The sequence below is a fragment of the Tissierella praeacuta DSM 18095 genome (assembly GCF_900128955.1).
Classification (GTDB): domain Bacteria; phylum Bacillota; class Clostridia; order Tissierellales; family Tissierellaceae; genus Tissierella; species Tissierella praeacuta.
Map to the genome: position 1 here is coordinate 236,423 of NZ_FQTY01000003.1, position 11,570 is coordinate 247,992.

At 29.1% G+C, this 11,570-nt stretch carries 12 protein-coding genes; all 12 read left to right on the forward strand.

What is annotated here, in order from left to right; all coding sequences use genetic code 11:
* The first annotated feature begins 19 nt into the window (after nucleotides 1-19).
* The 12 genes from pth to BUB33_RS05845 all read left to right on the forward strand — a co-directional run bounded on the left by pth (nucleotide 20) and on the right by BUB33_RS05845 (nucleotide 11,524).
* On the forward strand, nucleotides 20-601 hold the full coding sequence (gene pth / locus BUB33_RS05790; protein WP_072974210.1) for an aminoacyl-tRNA hydrolase: 582 nt from the start codon (nucleotides 20-22) through the stop codon (nucleotides 599-601).
* Nucleotides 602-636: 35 nt separating this feature from the next.
* Nucleotides 637-4,155 (forward strand): transcription-repair coupling factor, encoded by a 3,519-nt coding sequence (mfd, locus tag BUB33_RS05795; protein WP_072974212.1) that lies wholly within the window; start codon nucleotides 637-639, stop codon nucleotides 4,153-4,155.
* Between the two features lie 42 nt (nucleotides 4,156-4,197).
* Nucleotides 4,198-5,148: a peptidylprolyl isomerase gene (locus BUB33_RS05800; protein WP_072974214.1), complete on the forward strand. Its 951-nt coding sequence runs from the start codon at nucleotides 4,198-4,200 to the stop codon at nucleotides 5,146-5,148.
* 277 nt (nucleotides 5,149-5,425) lie between these two features.
* The gene (gene spoVT / locus BUB33_RS05805) at nucleotides 5,426-5,977 is read left to right on the forward strand and encodes a stage V sporulation protein T (RefSeq protein WP_072974216.1); all 552 of its coding nucleotides are present in this window, start codon (nucleotides 5,426-5,428) and stop codon (nucleotides 5,975-5,977) included.
* Between the two features lie 96 nt (nucleotides 5,978-6,073).
* The gene (locus tag BUB33_RS05810) at nucleotides 6,074-7,684 is read left to right on the forward strand and encodes a putative polysaccharide biosynthesis protein (RefSeq protein ID WP_072974218.1); all 1,611 of its coding nucleotides are present in this window, start codon (nucleotides 6,074-6,076) and stop codon (nucleotides 7,682-7,684) included.
* A gap of 26 nt (nucleotides 7,685-7,710) precedes the next feature.
* Nucleotides 7,711-9,171 (forward strand): bifunctional methyltransferase/pyrophosphohydrolase YabN, encoded by a 1,461-nt coding sequence (gene yabN / locus BUB33_RS05815; RefSeq protein ID WP_072974220.1) that lies wholly within the window; start codon nucleotides 7,711-7,713, stop codon nucleotides 9,169-9,171.
* A gap of 91 nt (nucleotides 9,172-9,262) precedes the next feature.
* Nucleotides 9,263-9,541 (forward strand): HU family DNA-binding protein, encoded by a 279-nt coding sequence (locus BUB33_RS05820; RefSeq protein WP_072974222.1) that lies wholly within the window; start codon nucleotides 9,263-9,265, stop codon nucleotides 9,539-9,541.
* Nucleotides 9,542-9,585: 44 nt separating this feature from the next.
* Entirely contained in the window at nucleotides 9,586-9,828 is a 243-nt protein-coding gene (locus BUB33_RS05825; protein WP_072974224.1) for an RNA-binding S4 domain-containing protein, read from the forward strand.
* Nucleotides 9,829-9,894: 66 nt separating this feature from the next.
* Complete coding sequence (yabP, locus tag BUB33_RS05830; protein WP_072974237.1) at nucleotides 9,895-10,173, forward strand: sporulation protein YabP; 279 nt, start codon at nucleotides 9,895-9,897, stop codon at nucleotides 10,171-10,173.
* A gap of 20 nt (nucleotides 10,174-10,193) precedes the next feature.
* Complete coding sequence (gene yabQ / locus BUB33_RS05835) at nucleotides 10,194-10,661, forward strand: spore cortex biosynthesis protein YabQ (protein ID WP_072974239.1); 468 nt, start codon at nucleotides 10,194-10,196, stop codon at nucleotides 10,659-10,661.
* A 48-nt stretch (nucleotides 10,662-10,709) separates the two neighbouring features.
* Nucleotides 10,710-11,036, forward strand: coding sequence for an FtsB family cell division protein (locus BUB33_RS05840; RefSeq protein WP_072974241.1), 327 nt, complete (start codon nucleotides 10,710-10,712; stop codon nucleotides 11,034-11,036).
* 68 nt (nucleotides 11,037-11,104) lie between these two features.
* Nucleotides 11,105-11,524: a S1 RNA-binding domain-containing protein gene (locus tag BUB33_RS05845; protein ID WP_072974243.1), complete on the forward strand. Its 420-nt coding sequence runs from the start codon at nucleotides 11,105-11,107 to the stop codon at nucleotides 11,522-11,524.
* Nucleotides 11,525-11,570 lie beyond the last annotated feature (46 nt).

The following is an 11,570-nucleotide window of genomic DNA, read 5'->3' on the forward strand; positions in this document are numbered from 1 at the left end:
TATAACAGGAGATGATTTTTTGTTTGTTGTAGTAGGTTTAGGAAATCCTGGAAAAGAATATACTAATACTAGGCATAATATAGGGTTTGATACTATAGATTTATTAGCAAGTAGAAATAATATTAAAATAAATAAAATTAAATTCAAATCTGTTTATGGAGAAGGAATTATAGGAAATGAAAAAGTTTTATTGGTTAAGCCTCAAACTTATATGAATAACAGTGGAATTACTGTTAGAGATATATATAATTTTTACAAGGTACCAATTGAAAATATTATTGTGGTAGTTGATGATATTGATATTGATTTTGCTGCAGTAAGAATTAAAAGGAAGGGAAGTGCAGGCTCTCATAATGGATTAAAATCTATAATATATTTATTGCAGAAAGATGATTTTCCTAGGGTTAAAATAGGCATTGGGAAAAAACATGAAGCTCAAGACTTAGCAAATTTTGTTTTAAGTAGATTTTCAAAGTCAGAACGAGAAATTATTGAAGGTTCTATATTACTGGGAGCACAGTCAGTAGAAGCAATTATAAAATATGGTATAGATGAAGCTATGAATGAATTTAATACTAAAGGCAATAGAGCCCAGGATTAAACCTGGGCTATGGTCTTTTCTAAAGGAGTGAGGATATGCCCAATTTTTTAATAGATACATTGGATAATTTAGATGCCTATAATAAACTAAAGAAAGATATAGAAAAGAAAAACAGTCCTATTGCTACTTATGGTATCATTGATGAAAGCATAGGGCATATTCTTTATGCTCTAAAGGAGCATACTAAAAGGCAAATACTAATAATAAGTTATAATGAAATAAGAAGTAGAAGAATTTATGAAGATTTGAAGAATTTAGGTAATGACAATGTATTTTTGCTTCCAAAAAGAGAATTATTGTTTTATGAAGTAGACGCATTCAGTTATGAGAATACTAATGAAAGACTTGGGATTGTATCTAGGCTTGTAGAAGGAGAAGATTTATTACTTGTTACTTCTATAGAGGCCATGTTTCATAAATTAATGTCTAAAGAAATATTTAAATTATATTCACAAGATATAAAGATAGGTGAAGAAATAGATTTAAATAATTTAATAAAGACATTATTGGATGGTGGATATGAGAGAGTAAATATGATTGAAGGTATAGGGCAGTTTAGTATAAGAGGAGGAATAGTAGATTTCTTTCCAGCATATAGTGGAAATCCTATTAGGATTGAACTGTTTGATGAAGAAATAGATTCCATAAGAACTTTTGATATTACTAATCAAAGATCTATTGAGGCTTTAGACAGGACTTTTATTTTTCCGGTAAAGGAAAATTTAATATTAGATAAATATAGAGAAAGTATAATTGAAAGTTTAAATAAGGATTTAAGTAAGGCTTTATCTAAGTCTAAAATTAGCATAATAGAAAAAGAAAATTTAGAAAATAAATTCAATAAATATAAAGAATATTTAACTGAAAAATTATTTATATCCAATATGGATATGGTTGTACCATATATACCAAAAGAATATTTAACATCCATTATTAGTTACTTAAAAGAAGATGCTTTAATTTATATAGATGAACCTAAGAGGATAGAAGAAAGAGTAAAGAATGTAGAATATGATTTTAACTTAAAATTTACAGATCTTTATGAAGTTGGAGAGGTATTACCTTTACATTCTAATATTCTTTATAAATATGATGAATTACTGGAGGAAATAAAGAAAAAGACATGCATTACGAATAGTGCACTTTTGAGTGGAGATAGTGGATGGAATTCTAAATCTATTTATAAATTTTCTATAAAGGGAATGCAATCTTATCATAATAAGATGGATGTTTTAAAAGAGGATATTAATCATTTTAAATATAGAGGATATAAGATTATTATACTTTCAGGAACAGAAGAAAGAGGCAGAAGGCTTCATAAAATGTTATTAGATATGGATATAGAAGCTAATTATATGGCTGATAAATATGCTGAGATTAAATCTTCTCAAGTGTTTATTACATCAGGTAGTATTCACGGAGGTTTTGAATATCCAGACTTAAAGTTAATTGTAATTAGTGATAAGGAAATATTTGGTGCAGGAAAGAAAAAAATAGGAAAGTTAAGAAAGAAAGATCCTAGTAAATCTATTAGTTTTTCAGACTTAAATATCGGTGATTATGTAGTACATGAAAATCATGGAATTGGTAGATATGAAGGTGTAGAGCAATTAAATATTCAAGGCATAAAGAAGGACTATTTGACTATAAGGTATAAAGGTGAAGATAAATTATATGTGCCTATAGATCAAATGCATTTAATTCAGAAATATATAGGTTCTGATAGTATAAAACCAAAGGTAAACAAATTATCAAGTGCAGAATGGGCAAGAACCAAAGAGAAGGCTAAAAAAGCTGTGGAGGAAATGGCTCATGAATTGCTAGAGCTATATGCAAAGAGAGAAAGCTATAAAGGTTTTGTTTTTTCTAAAGATGGTGAGTGGCAGCGACAATTTGAAGACTTGTTTCCTTATGAGGAAACAGAGGGACAAATTAGAAGTATTATAGAAATTAAAAATGATATGGAAAGACCTAAACCAATGGATAGGCTTCTTTGTGGTGATGTGGGTTATGGTAAAACAGAAGTAGCTTTGAGGGCAGCTTTCAAGGCTGTTATGGATGGAAAGCAGGTTGCTTTTTTAGTACCTACAACTATTCTTGCTCAGCAACATTATAATACTATAATGGAGAGATTTGCTGGCTTTCCAATTAAAATAGCCACCCTTAGCAGATTTAGGAGTAAATCAGAACAAAAACTAGCAATTGATAATATTAGAAGAGGATTAGTTGATATTGTAGTTGGTACACACAGGCTGTTATCTAAGGATGTTTCTTTTAATGATTTGGGATTATTGATTATAGATGAAGAGCAGAGATTTGGTGTAAAACATAAGGAAGCTCTTAAAAAATTTAAGGAAACAGTAGATGTATTAACCCTTACTGCTACACCAATACCTAGAACACTTCATATGTCTTTATCTGGTATTAGAGATATGTCCGTAATAGAAGATCCACCTGAAGAAAGGTATCCTGTACAAACCTATGTTGTAGAATTTAATGAGCAAATGATTAGAGATGCTATTTTAAAAGAGCTAGGTCGCGGAGGACAGGTTTATTTTGTATATAATAGAGTTGAAACTATAGAAAAGATTACTTCTATGCTTAGAAAATTAGTACCAGAGGCAAGGTTTGGTGTAGGACATGGACAGATGGGTGAAAGAGAACTGGAGAAGGTTATGGTAAGCTTTTTGGAAAAAGAGATAGATGTTTTAGTATGTACTACTATTATTGAAACAGGTCTTGATATTCCAAATGTTAATACTATAATAATCCATGATGCTGATAAAATGGGTTTATCACAATTGTACCAGCTTAAAGGCAGAGTAGGAAGATCCAATAGAATAGCCTATGGGTATTTTGTTTATGAGAAAAATAAAGTTTTATCAGAGGTAGCTGAAAAAAGACTTAGAGCTATAAAGGAATTTACAGAATTTGGCTCAGGATTTAAAATTGCCATGAGAGATTTAGAAATAAGAGGTGCAGGAAATCTCTTGGGATTAGAACAACATGGGCATATTGAAGCCATAGGATATGATCTATATGTAAAGTTTTTAAATGAGGCTATTAGAAGGTTAAAGGGCGAAAAAATTGAAGAACATATTGATACTACAATAGACATTAAAGTTGATGGATATATTAAACAAAGATATATAGAAGATGAGGAACAAAAAATAGAAGTATATAAAAAGATTGCCTCCATTTCCAGTAAAAATGATTATGGAGAGTTATTAGATGAGCTAATTGATAGGTTTGGTGATTTGCCTAAGGAAGTAGAAAATCTAATGAATATTTCCTATATTAGATATTTATGCAGTAAAAATAATATTAGAAATATTACTGAAGTAGGTAAGGAAGTTATTTTAGAGTTTGAATCTACAAATAATTTATCTGCAGAATTGTTACATTTCTTATCTACAGAATATGGCAGGAGACTATCTTTTGATTTATCTATGGAACCCTCCTTTAAATTTAGGGTAAAAAATAATGTGTTGGAAGAACTAGAAGTTCTTGTAGAAAAAATTAATGGTTTTAATCATGGACAAAATAATATATAATAGAGATAGATTTAATAAATAGATTTAGAGAGGATGTTATTATTGAATAGAATAAGTTATAGAAGATTTGCAATAATAGGGATATTATTAGCACTTGTTTTTACTATAAGTGGATGTACAGGTAATAAAGAAGATATTATTGCAAAAGTAAATGGAGAGAATATAACAACAGAAGAATTTGAAAGTGATTTTCAAGTATTTAAAAGAATTTCTGAGCAACAACTTGGGGAAGATGCTCTAACTCAAGTAGGAGAAGATGGAAAAACTTTAGAGGAAGAACTTAAACAAAAGATTGTTGAAAAGCTGATTATGGAAAGACTTATAGAAAAAGAAGCTAAAAAAATTAATATTGAAATTGCCTCAGAAGAAACTAAGGAACAGATGGAAGAATATATTAATGTAATTGGCGGACAAGAAAAATTTGATGAGTTTTTAAATAATAGTCATATATCTAGAGAATTTTTTGAAGAAAATTTAAGAAAAGAATTATTATTTAATAAATATAGAGAAGCTTTTTTAAATGATACTGCAATAAATGAAAAAGAAATAAAAAATTATTTTGAAAATAATAAGGAAGAATTAGTTGTAGTTAAGGCATCTCATATATTGGTAAAAACAGAAGAAGAAGGTAAAAAAGTATTAAAAAAGATTAAGGCAGGAGAAGATTTTGCAAAACTTGCTAATGAGGTATCAATTGATAAGACTTCTGCTATACAAGGTGGAAATCTAGGATACTTTGCTAAGGGAAACATGATAGCAGAATTTGAAGAAGCTGCCTTTGCATTGAATCCTGGTGAGGTTAGCGATCTAATTCATACTGAAGTAGGTTATCATATAATTAAAGTAGAAGATAAGAAGGATACTTATGAAGCTTTAAAAGATGATATAGTTATGGTGCTGAAAGAAGATAAATATGTAGAAAAAATTAAAAAGTTAAGAGATGAAGCTAAGGTTAAGATATTTTTAGATAATAAGGCTAATAATACCAAATAAAAAATAGATCCGTGAAGATGTTATTAATGTAAACATTTTTACGGATTTATTTTATAATAATTAGAAAAGTCTCCCTTCTATATTTTTACATAAGGAATTTTATATTAGTGCTAAAGCAACTGTTTCTAATGTAAGTTTAGAAGTTTAGGTTAATTACTTTAGGTACTTTAAGTTAATTAATGTAAATACATTAACCTAATCTTTGAAGGATGTATAAAATTTTCCTTTTAGTTAAATAATAATCTCACTACACAATTATTGTTATAGGAGGTCAACAATGAAAGCTACAGGAATTGTTAGAAGAATAGATGAATTAGGCAGAGTTGTAATTCCTAAAGAAATCAGAAGAACACTTAGGATTAGAGAAGGAGATCCTTTGGAGATATTCACTGATAGAGAAGGTCAAGTAATCCTTAAAAAATATTCTCCTATTGGAGAGTTAAATGAATTTGCTCAGGAATATTGTGATTCTCTTCATGAAAGTACTAATCATACTGCCATGATATCTGACAGAGATTTCATAATAGCTATATCTGGTGGATCTAAAAGAGAATATTTAGAAAAAAGAATAAGCCCAGAGTTAGAAAAATTAACAGAAGACAGGCGTACTTATTCAACAGGTAATGATAATAACCCAATGAAAATAACCTATGAAGATCCAAATCTAGAGGATTATACAGCTCAAGTGATTGCACCTATAATTATGCAAGGAGACCCTATAGGTTCTGTAATATTAATATCAAAAGAACCAAATGCAGTTATGGGGGACTTGGAAATAAAGTTAACAGAAACAGCAGCAGGATTTTTATCTAAGCAAATGGAAAATTAATAAACCTACCCTCAGGGTAGGTTTATCTTTTATTTGTATTAATTTTTTTAATTCAATGATATAATATAAAAGATTATGTTTTAGGGGGAAAAATTAATGAGTAAAAAAAGTAATTTTTTGAGGGGAGCTGCTATTTTAGGTATAGCTGGAGTGATTGTAAAGATTCTAGGGGCTATATATAGATTACCTTTATCCAATATAATAAAATCTGAGGGTATGGGATATTATCAGACAGCATATCCCTTGTACACCTTATTGCTTACTATATCAACAGCAGGTTTTCCAATAGCTATAGCTAAATTAGTGTCGGAAAGAAGGGCAATAGGAGACTTTAAAGGAGCTTATAAAGTATTTAAAGTTACACTTATGGGGCTTTTTATAGGAGGGTTACTTACAGCACTATTTGTGTATTTTACGGCGGATATAATAGTGGAAAAATCAGGAAATAGTAATGCTTACTATGCCTTAATTGCTTTAGTACCAGCTTTATTCTTTGTACCTATTATGTCAGCTTTCAGAGGTTTTTTTCAAGGACATCAATTAATGACACCTACGGCTTTATCGCAAATAACGGAACAATTTTTTAGGGTAGCATCTGGTTTATTATTAACTTACCTATTATTAGATAAAGGTATACCTATAGCCGCAGGAGGTGCTTCTTTTGGTGGATCTATAGGAGCTATGGTAGGTGCCCTTACAGTGATTCTTATTTACTTTCATAGAAGAAAGGGAATTATTGGAGAGCTAGATAAAAGTATAATTATAGAAGAATATGAAGTAAAACATATTATAAAAGATCTTCTTATAATTGCTATTCCAATTACATTAGGTGCTGCCATAGTTCCCATAATGGATACAATAGATGTTATGATTGTATTAAATAGGCTTCAACTCATAGGATATACAGAAAAACAGGCAAATGCTTTATATGGTAATTTAAAGGGAATGGCACAAACCTTAATTAATTTGCCTCAAGTGTTTTCTATAGCTATATCAATGAGTTTAGTACCTGCAATATCCGATGCAAATGCTAGAAAAAATAAGAAGGAAATAGAATCCATTATTTCCTCAGGAATTAGAATTACTTTGCTAATAGGCTTACCTTGTGCTTTTGGTTTATTTGTATTGGCAAGGCCTATAATTGAATTACTATATTATAATAATGATATAGAAACCATAGTTAATGTTAGCAATTCTTTATCTATTTTATCTTTTAGTGTAATATTTTTGACCATAGTTCAAACCTTGTCTGCTATATTGCAAGGATTAGGTAGACCAGGGCTGCCAGCAAGAAACTTATTTATTGGTGCAGTAGTTAAAATTATACTTTCATATACATTAACAATTATACCAAGTATAAATATTTATGGTGCAGCAATATCTACTGTTGTAGCATTTGGAATTGCAACTGTTTTGGATTTAATAAGTGTAATAAAATATGCTAAAATAAGGTTAAGTGTTAAAGACATATTTATCAAGCCATTTATTGCATCTTTTGGTATGGCAATAGCAGCCTTTGGTTCTTATATATTTTTAATGGATATTATAAGACCTAAATTAGCAACTATAGTATCTATATTAATAGGTGCAATTTTATATGGATTACTTTTAATTGTAACGGGTTCTATTACTGAAGAAGATTTGATTTTATTGCCTAAAGGTGATAAGATAGGGAAAAAAATAAATAGATTTAAGTTAATTAAGTAGTTAACGTATTATAAAGGAGAAAGGTTATGGGAAAAATATATGTAATAGGATTGGGACCAGGAAGTATAGATTCTCTTACTTTAGGTGCAATAAATAGGATAAACTCTGGTGATAAGAATTTTTTAAGGACAGAGAAACATCCAACTGTCAAGTATTTTATAGATAATAACATTCCGTATAAGTCTTATGATTTTCTATATGATAATGAGGACAGTTTTCACAAGCTTTATGAAAAAATTGCGGAGGACCTAATTGAAGAATCAAAGAAGTATTTAAGTATAAATTATTTTGTACCTGGGAATCCTTTAGTTGCTGAGAAAACTGTAGAAATTTTAATAGATAAAAATATAGATATAGAAATAATATCTGGAATGAGTTTTATTGAACCAATGATTGAACTAATCCGTCGAGATCCAATTAATGGTCTTAAAATAGTTAATGGAGAAGAATTTGATATTTTAATGGTAGATATTAACATAGATATGATAATTACACAGGTATATAATTATAGAATATTATCTGAAATTAAGCTTATACTATCAGAGATCTATGGTGATGAACATGAAATATATTTAATTCATAGTGCAGGTATAGAAGAAGATGAGAAAAAACTCTATATACCTATATATGAATTAGATAGGGTAAAGGAAGTTGGACCTTTAACTAGTATTTTTGTCCCAAAAATGGATAATAACCCTAAGAAAGTTTTTGATTTTAATGATTTATTGGGTATAATGAAAGTGTTAAGGTCACAAAATGGTTGCCCTTGGGATATGGAGCAGACACATGAATCTATACGTCAATCAGTAATCGAGGAAGCCTATGAAGTAGTTGATGCAATTGATAAGGGTGATATAGACAGTATTATTGAAGAATTGGGAGATTTGCTACTTCAAGTTATATTTCATTCACAAATCGCATTTGATGAAGGGGAGTTTAATATATATGATATAACTTCAGCACTTGGCAGCAAATTAATTTATAGACATCCGCATGTTTTTTTGAAAAAAAGTGTGGAAAACTCGGAAGAAGTAGTATATAATTGGAATATGCTAAAATATGCCAAGCGAAATATCACTAAGTTTACAGATAAACTGAAGGATATACCTAGGTTACCAGCTCTTATGACTAGCTTTAAAATTCAAGAAAAAGCAGCAGAAATCGGATTTGATTGGGATAATATCGAAGGACCATTAAATAAGGTAATAGAAGAGCATCAAGAAGTATTAGAAGCCATAGAGAAATTTGGAGGTGGTGATGAAAGAACAGAGGAAGAAGTGGGAGATTTGCTCTTTGCTATAGTTAATCTATCAAGATTTTTAAATATAAATCCTGAGATAGCCTTAAATAGAACTATAAATAAGTTTATTAATCGATTTGAGTTTATGGAAGAAAAACTGGAAGGTCTTGGCAAAAAATTTGAAGAAATAACTTTAGAAGAAATGGATGAACTATGGAATGAAGCAAAAATACATAAAATCCATTAAAATGCTAACAATTATATAATAAAAGAAGGATTTTTCAAATTTATATAGAATTATTTATTGAAAAAATAAAAACTATGAGGAGGAATTTATTATGAACAAAGCTGAATTAGTAGCAAGCATAGCAGAGAAAAGTAACTTAACTAAAAAAGATGCAGAAGGTGCATTAAATGCATTTATGAAAACAGTAGAAGAAACATTGGCACAAGGAGAAAAAGTACAACTTGTTGGTTTTGGTACTTTCGAAGTAAGAGAAAGAAAAGCTAGAGAAGGTAGAAATCCTAGAAACCCAGAAGAAGTAATTAAAATAGCAGCGTCAAAGGCTCCAGTATTTAAAGCAGGAAAAGCTTTAAAAGAAATAGTAAACAAATAATGAAATCAGGTCTTTGACCTGATTTTTTTATCAGGAGGATAAAGATGAGAATTGATAAGTATCTAAAAAATGCGAGGATAATAAAAAGAAGAACTATAGCAAAAGAAGCATGTGAGCAAGGTAGAGTATTTATAAATGAAAAACAAGCAAAACCAGGAGACGAAGTTAAAATTGATGATACAATAAAGATAAATTTTGGCAATGAATCTATGAAGATTCAAGTATTGGGTATAGCTGATAATGTAAAAAAAGATAATGCAATAGAATTATATAAGAAGATAGAATAAAGACTTTGTAATAAAAGTCTTTTTTTTCTCATAGATATTATTAGTTGAAAAATTGGAGGGATAGAGATGACTGAAAATAAAATCAAAATTAGAAATCAAAATATAATGGTTGAAGATAGGGAGAAAATGACAGTGACAGGAGTAGAGCAAGTAGAAAGTTTTAATGATAATACAATTATTTTAACTACAGTAAAAGGTGGAATGACAATAAAGGGGGAGGGATTAAATATAGCTAAATTAAATTTAGATGATGGTAGTGTAAAAATAGAGGGAAAGATTAATGGGGTAAACTATATGAATAAAGAAGGAACTCCAAAGAATATAATGGGGAAAATATTTAAATAAATTTATTTGAGGAGAAGAATATGGATACTTCACTAATGGTGGAATTATATATTTTTTTGACGGCTGCTTATGGAGGGTTAATAGCTGGTTTTATTTATGATATATATAAAACAGTAAGATATTTTTCTAAACCTAGCAAGATTGTTACTTATATAGAAGATATTTTGTTTTGGACGATTATTGCTTCTGTATTTTTTTTCATTCTCATAAAGATTAACTGGGGAGAAATACGAGGATATATTATACTTGGATTTATCATAGGTGCTTTTATATATTTAAAGATATTTAGTAAATTTATCTACCCTATTTGCATAAAAGTTGGACGAATTGTACGGGAGATTATAAAAAGGATTGTCTACTTGGTTTTTTATCCAATTAAATTTTTCAAAAGTAAATCCTTGCCAACCGTAAGAAAGATGAAAAAAATTTCTATAGAGCTTGCAAAACAAAGGGAAAAGTATAAAAAAATAATTTCTACAAAAAAATAAAGGAGTTTTTAAATTTTTGTAGAATACTATATATTAGGTGGTGATACTATGGAGAAAAAGAGAAAAAAGAAAAAACTGAAGCTAAGACATATAATAATTTGTTTTTTATTTGGATATTTAGGACTTATTTTTTGGAATCAAAGGACTTTAATGAAAAGATTAGAAACTAAGAAACAAGCCATCGAAACAGAGGTGAAAACATTAGAAATGGAGATAGAAGGTTTAAATAAGGAAATAGAAGATAGTGATAGTTTACAATTTGTAGAAAAGGTAGCAAGAGATGAACTTGGAATGGTAAAACCTAGGGAAATTATATATATAGATAAAAACAAAAAGAAAAACCCGTTTTTAGGGACTTTAAAAAAGCATAACTAATTGACATTAAAAGATTTCTAATATATACTGAATTAAGAAAACTATTTTTAAGGAGGAATCATTAATTTATGCCGGTATCTGTAGGAGATGTAGTTGATGGTACTGTTACAGGGATAACAAACTTTGGAGCTTTTATTCAACTACCAGAAGGGAAAAGTGGACTTGTTCATATTTCAGAGATATCACACGATTATGTAGAGAAAGTAAGTGATCATTTAAAGAAGGATCAAAAAGTTAGGGTTAAGATTTTATCAATTTCAAATGAGGGGAAAATTAGTCTTTCAATTAGACAAGCAAAGCCTAAGACCACAAAACCAGTTGAAATTGAGTGGAATAAACCAGATGATAAACAGAAGTATATGTCCTTTGAAGATAAGATAAATAAGTTTTTAAAGGATAGTAGTGAGAAACAAGAACAACTGAAAACAAGAGATAGTAGAAGAAGCAATAGTATGAAACAAAAGAAAATGAGTGGGATAGAGTTATAAAACCGGTATTAACCGGTTTTTATTTTTGTTTATTGCTAAAAAGCTA